At 69.6% G+C, this 17,043-nt stretch carries 15 protein-coding genes; 4 read left to right on the top strand and 11 right to left on the bottom strand.

Features of this window, described 5'->3' with window-relative positions; genetic code table 11:
* Positions 1-25 precede the first annotated feature (25 nt).
* The gene (locus tag ABZ564_RS30405) at positions 26-1,708 is read left to right on the top strand and encodes a hypothetical protein (protein ID WP_360862398.1); all 1,683 of its coding nucleotides are present in this window, start codon (positions 26-28) and stop codon (positions 1,706-1,708) included.
* A gap of 241 nt (positions 1,709-1,949) precedes the next feature.
* Positions 1,950-3,551 carry a serine/threonine-protein kinase gene (locus tag ABZ564_RS30400; RefSeq protein WP_360862411.1) on the top strand — a complete coding sequence of 534 codons (1,602 nt, stop codon included), beginning with the start codon at positions 1,950-1,952 and terminating at the stop codon, positions 3,549-3,551.
* Between the two features lie 163 nt (positions 3,552-3,714).
* Here the strand turns inward: ABZ564_RS30400 and ABZ564_RS30395 are convergent, their stop codons facing one another.
* The 7 genes from ABZ564_RS30395 to ABZ564_RS30365 form a co-directional block, all read right to left on the bottom strand.
* Entirely contained in the window at positions 3,715-5,601 is a 1,887-nt protein-coding gene (locus ABZ564_RS30395) for an ATP-binding cassette domain-containing protein (protein WP_360862396.1), read from the bottom strand.
* 184 nt (positions 5,602-5,785) lie between these two features.
* Positions 5,786-6,208 (bottom strand): lasso peptide biosynthesis B2 protein, encoded by a 423-nt coding sequence (locus ABZ564_RS30390; RefSeq protein ID WP_360862395.1) that lies wholly within the window; start codon positions 6,206-6,208, stop codon positions 5,786-5,788.
* Complete coding sequence (locus tag ABZ564_RS30385) at positions 6,199-6,408, bottom strand: hypothetical protein (protein ID WP_360862393.1); 210 nt, start codon at positions 6,406-6,408, stop codon at positions 6,199-6,201. The genes ABZ564_RS30390 and ABZ564_RS30385 overlap by 10 nt, the downstream gene beginning before the upstream one ends.
* Before the next feature lie 77 nt (positions 6,409-6,485).
* Positions 6,486-8,216: an asparagine synthase-related protein gene (locus tag ABZ564_RS30380; RefSeq protein ID WP_360862391.1), complete on the bottom strand. Its 1,731-nt coding sequence runs from the start codon at positions 8,214-8,216 to the stop codon at positions 6,486-6,488.
* A 111-nt stretch (positions 8,217-8,327) separates the two neighbouring features.
* The gene (locus ABZ564_RS30375) at positions 8,328-8,498 is read right to left on the bottom strand and encodes a hypothetical protein (protein WP_360862389.1); all 171 of its coding nucleotides are present in this window, start codon (positions 8,496-8,498) and stop codon (positions 8,328-8,330) included.
* 138 nt (positions 8,499-8,636) lie between these two features.
* Positions 8,637-9,827: a M20/M25/M40 family metallo-hydrolase gene (locus tag ABZ564_RS30370; protein WP_360862388.1), complete on the bottom strand. Its 1,191-nt coding sequence runs from the start codon at positions 9,825-9,827 to the stop codon at positions 8,637-8,639.
* Positions 9,828-9,843: 16 nt separating this feature from the next.
* Positions 9,844-10,617, bottom strand: a complete 774-nt coding sequence (locus ABZ564_RS30365) for an XRE family transcriptional regulator (protein WP_360862386.1) — start codon at positions 10,615-10,617, stop codon at positions 9,844-9,846.
* A gap of 351 nt (positions 10,618-10,968) precedes the next feature.
* Between ABZ564_RS30365 and ABZ564_RS30360 the strand changes: the two genes are divergently transcribed.
* Together ABZ564_RS30360 and ABZ564_RS30355 are read left to right on the top strand one after the other, a co-directional pair.
* Positions 10,969-11,301, top strand: coding sequence for a hypothetical protein (locus ABZ564_RS30360; RefSeq protein ID WP_360862384.1), 333 nt, complete (start codon positions 10,969-10,971; stop codon positions 11,299-11,301).
* Between the two features lie 170 nt (positions 11,302-11,471).
* Positions 11,472-12,724, top strand: a protein-coding gene (locus ABZ564_RS30355; protein WP_360862382.1) for an IS3 family transposase whose coding sequence is annotated in 2 segments (ribosomal slippage) — positions 11,472-11,754 and positions 11,754-12,724 — 1,254 coding nt in all. Because the reading frame shifts where the segments join, the coding sequence is not laid out codon by codon here.
* Between the two features lie 170 nt (positions 12,725-12,894).
* Here the strand turns inward: ABZ564_RS30355 and ABZ564_RS30350 are convergent.
* The 4 genes from ABZ564_RS30350 to ABZ564_RS30335 all read right to left on the bottom strand — a co-directional run bounded on the left by ABZ564_RS30350 (position 12,895) and on the right by ABZ564_RS30335 (position 16,904).
* Complete coding sequence (locus ABZ564_RS30350; RefSeq protein WP_360862381.1) at positions 12,895-13,227, bottom strand: hypothetical protein; 333 nt, start codon at positions 13,225-13,227, stop codon at positions 12,895-12,897.
* A 618-nt stretch (positions 13,228-13,845) separates the two neighbouring features.
* Complete coding sequence (locus ABZ564_RS30345; RefSeq protein ID WP_360862379.1) at positions 13,846-14,712, bottom strand: methyltransferase; 867 nt, start codon at positions 14,710-14,712, stop codon at positions 13,846-13,848.
* A 38-nt stretch (positions 14,713-14,750) separates the two neighbouring features.
* Positions 14,751-15,437 carry a hypothetical protein gene (locus ABZ564_RS30340; RefSeq protein WP_360862377.1) on the bottom strand — a complete coding sequence of 229 codons (687 nt, stop codon included), beginning with the start codon at positions 15,435-15,437 and terminating at the stop codon, positions 14,751-14,753.
* A gap of 30 nt (positions 15,438-15,467) precedes the next feature.
* A complete protein-coding gene (locus ABZ564_RS30335) occupies positions 15,468-16,904 on the bottom strand; it encodes a prolyl oligopeptidase family serine peptidase (protein WP_360862376.1) in 1,437 nt (478 codons plus the stop codon).
* Positions 16,905-17,043 lie beyond the last annotated feature (139 nt).

Genomic DNA, 17,043 nt, shown 5'->3' with positions numbered 1-17,043 from the left:
CATCTGGGAGGGCAGGGGGCCGGTTGTGGCGGTGAAGTGGAAGCGGATCGGTCAACGGAAGTTCGACCGGATCATCGAAGCGCTGGTGCACCGCGCCTACGACGCGACCGCGCGCGTGGAGGCGGTGAACGGGCGCGGCGGCGATGGCGGTATCGACATCAAGGTCGCCCACGGCTCGAAGGTGCGCATCTTCCAGCTGAAGTACTACCCGGACGGTTTCCCCACCACGGCGCACAAGGGGCGGCGCAAGTCAATTGAGCGGTCGTTCGCGCGGGCCATGGAGCACCAGCCCTGGGAGTGGATCTTGGTGGTGCCCTGCACCCTGACCCCGTCCGAGCGGGAGTTCGTCACCTCTCTGGCGGCCGGACACAGGCTCCGGATCGAGGTGTGGGACCGGCCCAAGCTGGACGGGCTGCTCGCGACGCACGCCGACCTGGAGGCTTCCTTTACCCGGAAGCATCTGTTCGAGGCGGCGAAGGTCTACGGGCAGGAGCGGGCGGTTTTCATGGACGGGGCGCGGGATGTGAGTGCGCGGGTCGCGGCGCTGGGGCGGCAGGTCGACGGGCTGGATGCTGACTGGACGTTGGACTTCGCGCGTCAGGGCGACATGGTGGTGCAGACGCTGCGGGCCAAGCACCCGCGGGCGCATGAAGTCTCCCCTGTCGAGATCACCCTGACGGGCAACGGGCTGCTCGCCCCCGATCTGGCCGAGAGCGTGCGGCGCAGTCTGGGGTTCGGGTTGCCGGAGGAAGTGGTGCTGCCTCGTGGGGCGGTGGAGAGTCTGGTGGTCAGCGGGCCGGAGTGGCTGTCCGGGGAACATCGGGACGTCGAGGTGCGGTGGCAGCCGGCGGGCAAGGTTCCGCTGGCCGAGACGGCCGTGGAGATGGTCTTCCTCGACGCCGGACAGGTCGTCGCCTCGTACCCGGGCACGCTGGCGCACGTGGGGCGCGGCAGTGTCGGCCGGTCGCTCACGGTGGACATGATCGGCGGCAGTATGGAGCTGATGACCCCCGAGGCTTCCGGCGTCTCGGCGTCGCTGCGGTTCACCTTCGCCGTGGAGAAACTGGAGCCCTCGGCCGCGCTGCGTCTGATCGGGATGCGCCAGCGCATCATGGACGGCGGCGCCTTCGAAGTGCGGACCGGCGCCGGGACCATCGGAGGAGGCAGGCTGTCGGCGAACAGCGAAGCCGCCCGCCAAGAGGTGGCCGAGCTGCGCAGCTATGTCGAGGACCTGGATGTGGTCCAGCGACACTGCGAGCAGCATTTCCCTGTTCCTAGCGAGGTCACGCCCACGGAACGGGTGGCCCTGCGCATGGCACGCCTGCTCATCCAGGAACACTGCGCGGTCTCCCCGTTCCTGCCCTGGATCCGCTTCCACCTCAGCGGGGAGGACTCCCCCATCCTGCGGGCCATGCTCAGCGGCAGGCCCCACGCGTTCCAGGGCTGGAACCCCGTGTGCCCGATCAAGATCGCCGGGCGGCAACTGGATCTGGGCCCCGTACGCTTTCACCACCCCCGCGTCGTCGTCGACGAGGAAGACGGTCGGCAGGCGCTGGCCGCGCTGGAGGCCGGGCGCGCCGAAGGGCACGTCGTCACCGTACGGCCCGAAGGCGGCGAGTGCTTCCGGCTCCTGCGGCACGACGCCACACCCCGTAACGACTGGGCTCCCATGCCGCTGGAACTGCCCGGTTTCGCCGAACCTCGCTGAGGTCGGTTGGCCAGGGTAGGTGGCGCTCACCGGCGCCTCGCTGCGTCGTCCCTGTCGCCGGCAGGGATGTCTGGGGCGGACCGGGCAAGGAAGTGGGCGTAGCTGCGGTCGGCGTGTGCCAGCGAGGCGCGGGGAAGGGCCAGCCGAAGGCAAGGCTGGCCGATAGCATTGATCACCACTTCGGCGTGTGCGTGCCGTTGATCGCCAGGGGGAAGTATCTGTGTCCAGCCGTGTTCAGTCGATGCGACAAGGTGATCCGCAGCGTGTCGGCCCGTACCGTGTGGTGGGTCGGCTCGGATCAGGCGGCATGGGCATTGTGTATGCCGCGCTCAGCGCCGCCGGGGAGCGGATGGCCGTCAAGGTCGTGCATCCGGCGCAGGCCTCAGACGACGAGTTCCGTGCTCGGTTCCGGCGGGAGGTTCATCTGTCCCGGCGGGTTACGGGCCCCTGTCTGGTTCCAGTGGTCGATGCCGATCCCGATGCACCCGCTCCGTGGCTTGCCACTGCTTTCATACCTGGTCCCACCCTCGACCAGCATGTGGCCGCCGACGGGGCTCTGGCCGGGGCCCGCCTGTATGCCTTGGCCGCTGGTACCGCAGCAGCACTCGCCGCGGTCCACCAGGCCGGCGTCACGCACCGTGATGTGAAGCCCCAGAATGTCATCCTGGCTGCTTCGGGCCCGATGGTGCTGGACTTCGGGATCGCTCATGCCTTGGACGGGACTTCCGTCACCCGCACTGGGGTGATGACGGGAACGCCGGGCTGGATCAGCCCTGAGCATTACCGCACCGGCGCGGTCGGGCCGGAGGGTGATGTGTTCGCGTGGGGCGGCCTGGTCGCCTACGCGGCCACAGGACGTCTGCCCTTCGGGAGCGGCGCTGCCGATGCTGTTGCCTTTCGTGTCCTGTCTGCCGAGCCCGACCTCGACGGGATGGGCGATGATCTGCGCCAGCTGGTGGAGAGGGCTCTGTCGAAGGACCCATCCGTCCGACCAGCAGCTGCTGAACTCGCGCAATTGTGTGGTGGGTTGCTTGCCAAGCAGACTACGGCCGTCGCCGGTCCCGCTGGACTGCCTCAGCCGACGCTGATAGCCGACCTGGTCGGTCGCAGCTGGGATCTGCCATCCGACGAACCGATCTGGCCGGGCCCGCCGAAGCGCACCAGCCGCACTGGCCTGTACCTGGCGGTCGTCGCCGCTGCTGCCCTCGTAGGCAGCCTCGGCGGTATCCTCGCCGCCACGCAGTCATCCACCACGGCGCGGGAACCAGCCTTAGCGAGCGACGGTCAGAAAGCCCCATCTGTCGACCTCACATCGGCCGCTCAGCACTCCGTAAGCTCTGCACCCAGCCCCGCACGCACCGCCTCCCCCGTACCGTCACCCTCTACTCCGAGCCCGCGTACTTCCACTGTCCCCTCCCCCGCGTATACCCGCGGTGACAGCACGCAGCCCACCGTTGATGAGTGGGCGGCCGCCCGGGTGCCGGCCACACGGGCGGAAAAGGCCGCCGCACAGCGTCTGCGCGAAGACGCGGCTCCCATCCTCCAAGGGCAGCAGTACACGGGCGGCCAGGTGACCGTCACATTCAACCCATCGGCGCAGACGATGTTCATCACCTTCGGCCCCGGCATCTACCCCGAAGGGGAGAGCTACCAAGACGATGCCACCTGGACGGACGTCGTCCGTAGTCTGATGTTCGGCAGCTGCTCAGAAGCCCAGCAGGACTTTCTCGACGACATCACCTGGCCCTACGGTCGAGCCGCGGTCGTCTACCGCGAGTCGATGGCCAGCCCCATCATCGCCAACTTTCGAGAGGTCACCCACACCGACAGCTGCCGCGTATAGCCGCACGCGACACCGTGGGCTTCCCGTGCAGGGCAGACCTAGCTCAGCTTGAAGACATGAGCCACTGAACGCTGGGACTGTGGCCACCGAACGCTCTGGTGGATGAGCTCTGGGACGGATCTGGTTCGGACTGAGAGTGCCTGGCACTCTGCAAAGGGACGGATCAGTCGCGGTCTTCCTGCAGTTTCAGCATCTCGAAGAAGTTTCCGGCCTGTTGGATCAGCTCGTCGTAGGTGCCCGTTTCCGAGATGCGGCCCTGGTCGAGGACGATGATCCGGTCGGCGAGGCGGGTGTTGGCCAGTTGGTGCGTGATGAACACCGTGGCCCGGCCTGCGGCGAGGGCCTTGAGGCGGGTGTAGATCCGGTGTTCGGCGCGGGCGTCGAGTGCGGCGGTCGGTTCGTCCATCACGAGGACGGGGGCGTCGCGGTGGAAGGCTCGTGCGACCGCGACGCGTTGCCACTGCCCGCCGGACAGGTCGTGTCCGCCCCACCAGGAGCGAGCCAGCGACGTGTCCAGCCCGTGTGGGAGGGCGGCGATGACGCTGTCGGCGCCGGCTGCCTCGGCGGCGGCGTGTACGGCGGTGTCGCCTTCGGGGCGGGGCTGGCCGAGGGTGATGTTCTCGCGGGCGGCCAGCGGCCAGCGGGTGTAGTCCTGCGGGACGAGCGCGACCTGGGCGAGCACTCCGGCCGGGTCGGCGTCCGCCAGGTCCACCCCGTCCCACCGCACCGACCCGCTGGTGGGGAGGAACAGGCCGGTCAGGATGCGGGCGAGGGTGCTCTTGCCGGCGCCGTTCTCGCCCACGAGGGCGATGACCTCGCCGCGCTTGAGGTCCAGGTCGATGCCGTCGAGCGCGGGCGCGTTGGCACCGGGATACGTGAAGGAGACGCCCTCGGCGGTGATGACCTGCGGCCCGTCCTCGGCGACGGTCGCGGTGCCGCGCCGGGTCGTCCACGGCTTGGCCACGGCCAGGAAACGGGCCCAGTCGTCCAGGGACAGCGAGGTACGGAAGAGCCGAGCCCCCGCCCGCACCGTCGTGGCGAGCGCCGCCCCCGAGGTCCGCACCGCCAAAGCGGCGGTCCCCGCGACCGCGAGCTCCATGCGGCCACTCGCCACCAGGAGCACGAGCACGGCCCACGTGACGACGGTGCCCACCGCGGTGAGCGCGTCACCGATGCCTTGGACCACCAGGGCCTGCCGGGTCGCCTTGAGCTGTTCGGCCTCCAGGCGGCCCGAGACGATCCGGTACTGCCGGATCAGGAACCCGGCCATGGTGCCCGCCCGGACCTCGTCGGCCGTGTTCCGCTCGGTGGTGTAGGAGCGGAACACGTTGCGCAGCCGGGAGTCGGCGAGGTTGCGGTGATGGGCGGCGTGCTCGATCCGCGCCCCGCGTACGGCGCCCCACGCACAGGGCACGACGGAGAGGACCAGCAGAGGCAGCATCACCGGGTGCAGGACAGTGACGACGGTCGCCGCGGCGGCCATCTGGGCTGCGGCGGAGGTCAGCAGTTGGGCGTCGAGGATGAGGTCGCCGGTCTTCTCCGCGCCGTCGGAGGCGGCGGCGTGGGCGTCCTCGAAGTCCGGGTCCTCGTAGGCGACGAGTTCGGCGGCGGTGGCGGCGGTGATGACCTGGAGGTCGGCTTCGCGTACGGCCTTCGGCGCGAGCCGGGCCGCGGCCGCGCGGGCGGCGGCGTCGAGCAGGTAACGCCCGGAGGCGGCGACGGCGAGGACTACCACGGCGGTCAGGTTTTCGCGCAGAGAGGCGACGATGTCGCCGCCGGTGAACACGGCGGCCAGCACGCGGGTGGTGGCTGCGAGCGCGGTCGCGGTGAGCGCGGCGGAGCCGATCTGGCAGGCGAGCAGGGCCAGGACGGCGCGGTGGTCGGTGTGCCAGCCGAGCCGGGCCGCCTCGGCGAGGGTACGGGGCAGCCGGCTCGCTATCGCGGCCGTGGACAGGTTGGCGCTCGCTTCGAAGTGCCGGTCGGAGGCCAGGCGCATCATGGGCGGCTGGCCCGTGCCGGCGACGGGCGGCGAAGATACAGAAGAACTCACGCCCCCATGAGGGGACCGGGCGGGGAGGGCGGGCAACGGGGTTGTTTCGTCCCCCGCCCGTCGGCCCAGGTCGCCCCGCCCCGCCGTCAGCTTCACTGCTCCATGTTCACTCGTTCGAGTGATGTCGTGGTCCGGGGCGGGGAGGCATTGGGCGGCCCCGGGCCACGGCAGCCCTGGCGGCCGTCTACGGCACGGCGAGGACCGGCATCCACGGCCTGTCGATGGCGTCGCCGATGTCCCGGCCGACCGCGCCGCCTGGGACCTCGGCCCACGCGTGCGCGGCGTCGGGGAGGAACCGCGCGCCGAGCACCCAGCGGGCCCGGCGGCCGGTCAGCGCGGTCGCCAGGACGGTGGCGAGGCTGATCTCCATGCAGGCGATGCGGCCCGGCCACCAGGAGGGGATCACCGCAAGCACCGCCGTGTAGAGGGCTTCGATCCGGGTGTGGCGCGCGTACGGCAGGCCGCGCAGCAGCCGTACGGCGGCGATCTGCCAGCGCAGCGGCCACCGGCTCATCGCCAGGGACAGAGCGAGCGCTACGGCCGCGACGAGGCGGTCGAGCCTCGGCGCGGTGGGCCGGGCGGTGGGGACCATGACCGTCACCGCCACCACCCCCTCTTTCGCCGGGCCGGGCGGGCGGTGTCGACGAGCACGCCGGCAACCAGGAGCTCGTTGATGAACGCGGCGATCCGCTCGCCGACGACTCGCGGGTTCTGGCCGGTGGGGACGGCGATCTCGTCGGCGAGCCCGGCGGTGCCGCCGCGGACGGTGACGGCGTGCCAGATCTTCGCGGCATCCGGATCGAGCATGAGCCACCTCCCGCGCCGGATGTCGAGCACCGCCGTGCCGTGCCGGCCTGTGGCGTGATGGACATGAGGGGCGCAGGTCAGCACGCCGTCACCTCCTTGGCGGCCGTCTGGCCGGTGAGCCACCAGCACGTCACGATCAGCTGGTGCAGGTCGGCGATCACCGTGGCGCTCTGTCCCCGGGCCGCCTGCGCAAGCGCCACGCGTACCGCGGCGGAATCGATGAGCCCTCCGGCCGCGAGCGGACTAGCCGCGATCAGCCCGTCGAGCAGCCCCTGGTGCCGGGCGAGTCCGGCGATGCGCTGAGCCGTGAACGACCCCTTCGAGCGGCGGGAGGTCAGCCAGTCCGGGAGCTGCGGTAACGCGGCCCGCAGCAGGGGCTTGTAGGAAACCAGCCCGCGCCGGGCAAGCGCCGGCACGGCGAACGCGGCCCGGACGACCTCGTTGTCCAGGTACGGGTACACCGGCCTCACACCGAGCGCGTCGGCGTATGGGGTCCAGCCGCGGGCGGAGGCGCCGACCGACCGCAGGGCGGCCCACTGGTCGAACTCGTCGGCGCACTCCGGCTGCCGGTCGTGTGCGGCCTGCCGCAGCATCGCGGCGACTTCGTGGCGTCCCTCGGCCGTGAGCCAGGACGCGCCCGCGCCGAGGCGGCACCACGACCAGCTGGCCACGGCCGGACTCGGCGCAATGGCCCCGCGCTTCAGGGCCTCGGCGGCGCCTTCGAGGGTGCCGCTCCGACCGAGGTCGGCGGCCTGCTTGAGGGCCTTCCAGTACGGGCCAGGGGCGGTATTGCACAGCCGGGCAAACGCGACGACCTGGCGGTGGGCCTCGCGGCGCCGGCCGTCTTGGAGGAGGCGGACCCAGCAGGAGCTGGAGGCGTCGAGCACGATGTCCCCGCCGTGCCCGGTCAGGTGCAGCGGCAGCCCTCGTACAGGGCGCAGGTAGGCGGTGTCCATGGCGTACATCGCGGCCTCCAGCACCGGCTCCGTCCCGGTCGGCTGCCCGGGCGGGAAGCCGAAGGGAAGCTGCTCGTCGCTGCCGGTGGCGACCGTGTGCCGGGCGGCGGTGTGTTCGGCGACGCGGGCGGCGAACGCCATGTCCTCGCCGCTGGTGTAGCCGTCGGTGTACGTCACCGCGTGCACGGTCCCGACACCGGCGGCGAGGACGACGGCCGCCGAGGAGTCAAGCCCGCCGGACAGGTCCGCCCCCACCACCCCGCTGGCGGCGCGGACGCGGTGGTGGACGGCGTCGGTGAACGCTCGGCCGAACCGCTCGGCGCCCTCGCGCAGCTCGGAGGCGGGCTCGACGCCCGCGATGTCGACGAGCTGCGGCGGCGCCCCGGGGGCGAGCAGCAACCCGAACCCGCCGGGCACCTGCCGGATCTGCTCGTACGGTGTGCGGTGCGGCCAGTGGTGTCCCCCCGCCGCGAGCCGGGCCGCCAGCAACGGCAGGTCCGGCACGAGCGGACGCCCCAGCAGGCCCGGCTCGCTGGCCCACGCCGTCCCCTCCTGATGCGGCGTGTAGTAGACGGCTCGGATCCCGGCGAGGTCTCCGGACACGAAGTGCTGCCGCCCGTCGCTCGCGACCACCCAGTACGAGCCCGGCCAGCGGGTCAGCTCCGCCCACCGGCCCGCCCGCACAGCCGGAAGCAGGCCACGCACATCCTGCTCGGTGACCGGGCTGTCGCCCACGACCGCGAGCGCCACCGGCCCCTCGCAGGCCGCACGTACTCGCGCGGCCGGAGCCCGGCGCACACCGCCGAGCCCTACGATCTCGATTCCGCCTCCAGCGGCGGTGCCGCCGGTCATCCACTCCCGTTCCATCTGTTCGCCTCCCCTTCAAGACGCGACCGGGGGCCGGCCGGCCGTCGTACGGCTGGCCGGCCGGCCCCTGGAGTGCTCGGTGGTGTCCTGGGCGTGTCAGCCCTCGAAGTAGTTGGACTTGTCCGAGTCGTTGAACACCTGGCGGCCCAGGGTGAGGATCGCCACCGGGTGGGTGCTGAGCTGTGGCGCGAAGCTGCCGGTGCGTGGCGCTGCGGCGGGGGCGTCCTCGATTGCGGGGTTCGTGGCGTGGATGGTCTGCTCGGTCATGACCGGCCTCCTTTGTCGCGGTGGATGCTTCGGTTGGTGCTGCCTCTATGTCACCGCGATCGAAGGGGTGTTCCCAGAGACGGAGTTGAGCAGGTACTGGGAGTGGATCTGGGAGGAAGGTGGGACGAGGTTGGGACGTCAGCCTCCGAGAAGGTCGAGGACGGCCCGCTGGTAGACGGCGTACACCGTGGGGAGTTCGGCAAGGTGGGCGCGTTCGTCGATGCCGTGCAGGCCCTCATACTGGACCCCGAATCCGGCGGTGGCCGCGATGCCCTCCCCGGCGAGCAGGTTGCCGATGTTCGACGGGCCCGCCGTCTTCGCCCGCACCATCAGCCCGGCCGCCGTGGCGGCGTCGAGGAGGGCGGCGGCGGGCTGTTCGTCCTCGGTGAGGCGGAACGGCGGCCAGGCAGCGACCGGGGTGACCTCGGTGGGTGCCGGTGCGGGCAATTCCGCGTCGAGCTCGGCGACGGCCTTGCGGACGAGGGTCTCGGCGTCGTGTGCGTCGAAGCCGGGGGTAGTGCGGACATCCACGTTGATGTCGACCCGGTCGGGGGTGACGGAGAAGCCCTGGCCGCCGTGGAAGGCAGTGACCGACAGCTTCGGCGCCAGCGGAAACCCCGAGCCGTCGTCCACGCCGGGCAGTTCGGCGGTGTCCAGGAGCCGTACGAGGTGGGCGGCTCGCGTGATCGCGCCGATGACGGTCCTGCTGGAGCCGGAGTGCCCGGAGGCGGCGTGCACGGTGATCGTTGCCCGCCACAGGCCGCGGCCGCCGACCACGACCTCGTCCATGCCGGGGTAGCCGATCATCACCCCGGCCGGGCGGGCCGCGGCCCGGTCGGTGAGGTAGGCGCGGGCGCCGCCGAAGCCGCCGGTGTGCTCATCCACGTCCAGGAGCACCGCGAGCCCGCCGGCCAGCTCGGCGGCGCGGGGGGCGAGGTCGGCGGCGATATGGCAGAACATCGCGGCGGCGAGCTTGGAGTCCGCTGCACCCCGGCCGCGCAGCCAGCCGTCCACGACGTCGCCGCAGGCCGGCGGGAACGACCAGGCGGACTCGTCGCCGTACGGGGCGGTATCCACGCACGCATCCAACGTCCACCACGCGCCGGACCGCCCGCCGGGGATCTCCACCAAAAGCCCCACCAGGGCGCCCGTCGCGTCGTGCAGGCGCCGGTGCGGCAGCGCGCGGGCGGCGAGCCAGTCCTCCAGCACCGTCAGGACGGGCCCGTAGTCGTCGGTCCCCGCCCGGCTCGGACGGCGGATCAGTTCGCTCGCCAGCTCGACCACGGACGCTGTTCGAACCTGGGCCGCCTGCTGAAGATCCTCGATCACGCTTCTCCCTCGCCCCCTAGTTATGCCGTACCGGCAGCGCGCGGACGGCTTCGATCGTCTCCACCGGCCGCGCCGAGGCGCACGCCTCCCGCCCGTGGTGGACCAGACCCACCGCAGCCTCCCGACCGAGTAAGACACCGCAGTCGAAGCCCTCTGCCCCGTGGAACGACGGCAGCGGCACCACCGCGGCGGTCTCGGAGGCGACGAAGAAGCGTTCCAGCGCCTCGGCGGGCTCCACCATCCCGATGTGGAGCGTCTTGATGCCGTTGCGGCGCGCGGACGGATCGCGCAGCTCCAGCAGCCGCAGCAGGTGATCAGCGAGCGCCCGATGACCGGGCGGCCCGTACAGCACGCGGTAGTGGACCAGATCCGGCTGCTGGGCCACGGCCGTCTCGATCGCCGCCAGATACGCCTTCTCCCTGCTGCGGGAGCCGGTGACGACCAGCTGCTCGCGCGCTCCGGCGACGACGTCGACCATCGCCTCGACCAAGTCGGTCCAGCGGGTCAGCACCTTGACCACCACGGCGGTGCCAGAAGTCTCCAGCACGCTGGTGGCCGCGCCGTCCTGGTGGGCGAACAGCACCTCCGGGCGCTCGCGGTACACCTGGCACAGACCGGCCCGATTCCGTTTGCCCGTACGGCGCCGGCCCGACTCCCACGCGCTCATCAGGCTCGCGTCCGTCGCCCCGCCCGTGATCGCGTTCAAGACGTCGGCGGCCTCCTCCAGCGTCATGTTCAGCGCGAGCCGGGCCCGCTTCAGCGACGAGTCCGTGCTACTGGCTGCGGCCACAACGACCGCCCCCTCCCCATCCACCGGCAGTACCCGGGAGTCTTCCCCGCCCGCAGACGGTTCAGCGCGGTCCGCACGTCCTGGGCGCTTGGAGCCTTCAGTGCCGCCCCGTTCGGCCTGAACCTATCCAACGAGAACCGCCCGAACATCGGCTGACGAACCCGCCGCAAGCCGCGCACCCGCGCACCCGCGCACAGTATGCGAAGTCCTCCGGTCCGGCCGTGGGTCGGGACCGGCGCTTCGACTGCCACTGAAGGCCCGCTCCAGGTCTGCCTCGCCGGCATCGGAGGCGCTTGAGGTGAACGAACCCCGTGCCCAGCGCCTTCGGCCTTGCGCATGCATGGTGGACCGGTGAGAAGAACGGTACGAGCCACGGGCTCGGCAAGCGTGGAATCGGTCTGGCTGCGGTACATCCGCACGGAGGCCTGGACTACGTGGGCCCCGCAGATCCGGGCCGTGGAGGCGGAGGCGGAACTGCGCGTGGGCCTGCGCGGCCGGGTGGTGCCCGTGGTGGGGCCCAGCATCGCCTTCGTCGTGGAGGCCGTGGACCAACAGGCCCGCACCTGGCAGTGGCGCGTGCGCAGGCGGGCCCGGTGCGGATGCGTCTGTGGCACGCCGTCCGACCCCGCCCACCGTTCGGGACGGAAACCGAGCTGCGCATCGGCGGCCCCGCTCCGCTCGTGATCGCATACGCGCCACTGGCTCGCCGCGCCCTGCACCGTCTGATCGACGGCTGAACCTCCGGACGTGGCGCACCAGGGCCAGCGCAGGGACCGCCGTCTTCAGCGCCCGGTCCTATCCGCCTGAACCGCCCCGGCTCGAATGGAGACTCGATTTCGTGAAAGGATCGAGTCATGGCACGACCTTCCCGTTACCCGCTTGAGCTCCGCCGCCGTGCGGTGCGCATGGTCGCCGAGGTGCGCGACGACTACCCGAACGAGACGGCCGCTTTGCAGGCGGTGACCGAGAAGCTCGGCATCGGCTCCCGCGAGACCCTGCGGAACTGGCTGAAGCAGCACGAGATCGACGCCGGGACGCGTCCGGGGACGACGACGGAGGAGTCCGCCCAGCTCAAGGCGCTGAAGAAGGAGAACGCCGAGCTGAAGCGGGCCAACGAGATCCTCAAGGCCGCAGCAAGTTTCTTCGCGGCCGAGCTCGACCGGCCACACACACGCTCGTAGCGTTCATCGACGAGCACCGGGACCGCTTCGGCGGCGTCGAGCCGATCTGCAGAACCCTCACCGAGCACGACTGCAAGATCGCCCCTTCCACCTATTACGCCCACAAGAAGCGCCTGGCTGCCCCGTCCGCCCGTGCCGTGCGGGACGCGGAACTCAAGGAGCTGATCCGCCAGGTCCACACCGACAACTACCGCGTCTACGGGGCGAGGAAGATTTGGCGGGAGCTGAACCGGCGGGGCCATCCGGTGGCCCGCTGCACGGTCGAACGGCTGATGCGCGAGCTGGGCGTCACCGGTGCGGTCCGCGGCAAGAGGGTCATCACCACGATCCCGGACCAGCAGGCCGAGCGGGCGCCGGACCGGGTGGACCGCGACTTCGTCGCCACCGCACCGAACCGCTGCTGGGTCGCGGACTTCACGCACGTGGCGACCTGGACCGGCGTCGTCTACGTCGCCTTCGTCGTGGACACCTTCTCCCGCCGGATCGTCGGCTGGTCCGCCGCGACGTCGAAGGAGACCCAGCTCGTCCTGGACGCTCTGGAAATGGCACTGTGGCAGCGCGACCGCGATGAACACCCTTATGTGCGCGGCGAGTTGATACATCACAGCGACGCGGGCAGCCAGTACACCAGTTTCAAGCTGGCCGAACACCTGGACGCGGCCGGCATCGCGGCCTCGATCGGCTCCGTCGGCGACGCATACGACAACGCCTTGATGGAGAGCACGATCGGCCTGTTCAAAACCGAGTTGATCAAGCCGCAACGGCCCTGGAAGACCCTCTCCCAAGTCGAGCTGGCCACCGCCGAGTGGATCGACTGGTACTGCCACCGCCGCCTGCACGGTGAGATAGGCCACGTCCCACCCGCCGAGTACGAGACCACCTACTACACGGAACTCACAAAACCCCAGGTCACAACCACAATCTGAGATCTCTACCGAACCCGGGGCGGTTCAGAACGACACCAAGCCCGCGGAGACCAGGGTGGTGCGTCCGCAGGGCAACACCGAGACCCGCTGAAGGAGCTCGCCACCCCAGTAACCAGGCCCGGACCTCCCACAGGAGGTCCGGGCCCTGGAGTACGACGGCGCGCCAGTCCTCAGAGGTTGCGCGTGATGAACTGGTCGAACTTGTGCAGCCAGTCCCCGTACTCGGGACTGTCCGGGGCGGGCACGGCCAGCAACTCTTCGGGCAGAGCGACCTCCTGCGGCGCGAACGCGCCGCCGTCGAAGCAGCACGCCCACACGGCCTCTCGCGCCGCATTGATGACAACGGCGCCCACGGCCCCGTCCTCAGCGAGAGCGCCTTCGTCCACGGCGGTGCGCCCGACCTCGATCGCCTTGTCCTCGCTGCGAAGAACTCGGACGGTCATGCCGCGCGGGCTGCTCTTGCCGGTCAGCAGATAGAGCGCCCAGTGAGTGCCGACCGCCACTTGCGGGCGGCCTGACGAGTGATCCCCGAGGCTGCACCCAGGTCCGAGTAGGAGGCGCCTGCCCGACCTGCTCGCGCGGCCGCGTCGATGGCCAGTTCCCGCGCAGCGTCACCGACTTCCGTTGCGACCTCCAAGTACGTTAGGTGCACCGCCTTGGCGGCCACAGAGGTGGGGGCGAGCGCGTTCGGGGTGGCGGGCCCTCCTGCTCGGAGAAGCCGAGGGAGCTCATGCGCCTCTTCGTCTCAGGCCACACCAGGTCACATACCTGCGCCCGGAAGGTGACTCGCTTCTCGATGGCCTCGCTGTCGAGGTCCCACGGCAGCGCCTCACTTTCCGCGTCAGCGGCTGGCCGCGACGGGCGCGGGCGGCTACTGGACGCTTGGGAGAACCAGGACTCCACCTTCGCCCGCCGCCCGACAGGTTTGGCAGAACCCCGACCCCACCCTGGCGACGCTGGAGACCAGTGGCATCGCCGCCGCGTCGGCTGCGGATGCCGGCGGCGTCGCGTACGGGCTGTTGACCCGCAAGCGCCGCGAGTTGACGCGCGCGTGGGTGACCCCGCTGCACGACGGTTTTTAGACCAGGGGCCCATCCATCGAGGCGGATAACGGGAGCGTGTCATGTCCGCGAGAGCCGGACTATTCGCACCTCGTGCCAGGCATCCCAGCGACTGTCCGGGCCGTTCGTGGCAAAGCGTTTCCGGCCCAGCGGCGAGAGGAGGTGAGAGGGGAAGGGAGCCTGCCACGTGGCGACCGTGGTCGCACATGATCCCGGGGTTCTTCGTGCCATCAGCTCGGCAATCTCTGGCTCTGCGGCAGTGGAGTACATGAAGTAGACCTCGTGGGCGAACGCCAGGCCGTCCGTCAGCAATGCGGGAGTCAGGCCGAAGTCGTCCGTGAGGCGCGTTCGGCCGTCCCGACCTGCCAGCAGTGCGGGCGGGAAGTACGGCGGGTTGCTGATGAGGACGTCATGCTCTCCGACACGGGTCTGCAGCGAACTGTGGAAGCGCCCCTGGACGAGGCGTATGGCCACGTCAGGGTTTCGCCGAGTGAAGGTTCGGCAGTTGTTCTGCGCCTGTCGTGTCGCGCCCGGATTGTAGTCCAGCAGGCATAGTTGGCGCACCTCGGCAAAGGTAGCGACGCCCAGCCCTAGGACACCAGTGCCGCTGCCGACGTCGAGGATCCGGGCGCCGGCGGGCAAGAGCCCGGACACGGCGTGGATGAAGCGGAAAGCGTCCAGATTCAGCTGATAGGTGGCGCCATCAGGCCGCCACTTGACTTGAAGGTCGCCGTATGTCACTACGGCGCCGCCGGCCCGGCCATCAGCAAGTGCTTCGAAGGAGTCGACAAGCAGGGAATGTACGGGGCTCTGTCGAACCTCACGAAGAGTGCCGTCCGGCTCCGGCACCCGGCTGGTGAGGGTCGAAAGATCGGGTGCCAGCTCAATTTCGGCAGGACTTCGGGTAAACGTGTCCATCGTGCTCATACGTCGCCTTCCAGTATCGGGGATCAGAAGGCGGCTGATCAGAGTGCTTCCAGCCGCTGTAGGCGCTCGCGAACCTCCGTGACGGACAGTGGGGTGATTGGCGCGAGTTCGGCGCTGTCACGGGTCGCCTGCGAAAAGGAGCGCCGTGGCGCCCCCTGGGCGACGAGCGTGACGGTGACCTGCCCCCTGGTTCCGGATGCCATGTGGAACATCTCGCAGCGCATGTCGTATGCGGTGCCTGCGGGCAGGACTCCCTCCCAGGTCTGGAGCAGGGACCGTTGCTGCGGGGAGTCGTCCTGTGGGTGCTTGGGCACGGTCAGGCTGTACATGTCGACTGTTTGTGCCTCATCGGCGTCCGGGTCGGCGTCGATGAAGAGGCGGGTGCGCAGCTCGCCATGGAGTACGGTCGAGGCGAAGTCGAAACGGTGGTTGTGGATGGTGCCCCAGAAATCGTCGTCCTCCCACCACACGTCGATTTTTACGAGGGCCCCGCGCGCGTCGCGCAGCAGAATGATCTTGTCGAAGCCCATCGGGTGGCGCAGCGCGCTAGCGGCGACGGCGGCGAGGAGCTCCTCATCGGACAGTACGTGCTGGACGATCTGCTTGAGGGAAGCAGTGTCGATGAAGGCGGACAACGGGGTCTTCCACTCTTTGTTGCGCGTCTCCCTGGACAGGTCTATTGCCTCGTAAAGCGGCTGGAGCTGACGGTTAGATATGGTCCACATGATGCCTCCTTGAAGGTGGTTGGTTGGGTATCAGTGCCCGATAAGTGGGCTGTCAGTGAGGTTGAGGCCAGTCCAGTGGGCGGCAAAGGCCAAGCGGTCGGCTGCCAGAGACTGCCCGTCCGCGGTGGTGCGGGCACCGTGACCTGCGGCAAGGACGTCTTGCAGAATCGTGGGCCGATGTCCGTCCCCAGCGTCTTGCAGGGCAGCGCAGAACTTTCGTGCGTGCAGGGCGTCGACACGGCGGTCGCCGGACCAGGAGCTGATCAGTACGGCGGGGTACGGAACGCCGGGGTGCACATTGTGCAGCGGGGACTGTTGGCGCAGCAGGATGCGGTCAGCTGGATCGTCCGGGTTACCGTACTCGGCGAGCCAGTTGCGGCCGGCTCCGGACTGGTGGAAGCGGAGCAGGTCGGTGACTGGCGAGGTGATCAAGGCAACGCCGAGTAGGGCAGGTTCGGTGGTGAGGGCCGCAGCGACGACGAGACCACCGTTGGATTCGCCTTCGCCTACCAGTTGGTCGGGTCGGCAGATCTCTAGTTCGATGAGTCGGTGGGCGGCGGCAAGGTAGTCCCGCACGCTCACTAGCTTGGCGTCACCGGAGCCCGCATGATGCCAGGCCGGTCCAAATTCGCCGCCGCCGCGCACGTGGGCGATAGCATATGTGCCGCCAGCCGAGGTCCACAAGGATGGTGCGGCCATGTACCTGGGCAGCAGGGCAGTCCGAAAACCTCCATAGACATAGAGGATGGTTGGCGCGCGGCGATCCAAGAGGCCCGGCTGTCCGAGGAGGGTCAGCGGGATGCGCACGCCGTCGAAGCTTTCATACGAGGTCTGGATTTGTTCCAGGGGTGACAGGTTGACGCGTTTGGCCGCAGCACGGTAAACGGCTGTGCTCCCACGGCCAAGGTCGATGTGATGCACGCTTGGCGGGGTGTCGTAGCCGGTAGCGGCGTACCAGATATTGTCGGGCTGCAGAGGTGTAGTAGTGATGGCCTCGATTGAGACGGGACGATCAGTGGGGGTGAGGACTGTGCTGCGGCCGCTTTCATGCAGCTGCAGCTGAACTGCGGTGCCAGTGCCTACCTTAGCCACCAGAGCCGGCTCCGGACCGGTTCCGCGGACCGGAACAAAGCCAAGGACTTCCTCACTGGGACTGACGGCCAGTGGCATGGTGTCGTCCTGACCGAGCGCAGGGTCATGGATCCGGACAGTCGCTGCGGCCAAATCGTCATCGGTGCAGTGGAACAACCGGTTTTCCCAGGAGAAGCGGGCCAGAATCCGGCGCCCCTGTGTCCGCAAAGTTGCGGTGAAACACCCTGCGACAGCTTTGGCAGCGGAACCAACCAGCAAAGTCGCTTTCTCGTCAGCGCCGTACTGAAGTAGACAGATCCACCGCCCGTCCCGGGACAGAGCAACGCTTTGCCGACGTACTTGCGTCTCTGTCTGCACCGTGGTTGCTCGATGCATGACAGGACCTCGGACCTGAAGGTGGCATAGCTCAGATTGCTGCTTGAGGTTCCCCCGTTGCTCGGGAGGTGCTGATCAGCTGGTCAGGGCGGGTTGGCGGGGTTTCAGGTTCGCTCGTTCGGCCGTTGCCTGCTCGGCG

The organism is Streptomyces sp. NPDC019224 (assembly GCF_040632605.1).
Classification (GTDB): domain Bacteria; phylum Actinomycetota; class Actinomycetes; order Streptomycetales; family Streptomycetaceae; genus Streptomyces.
This window is presented reverse-complemented; position numbering and strand designations above follow the sequence as displayed.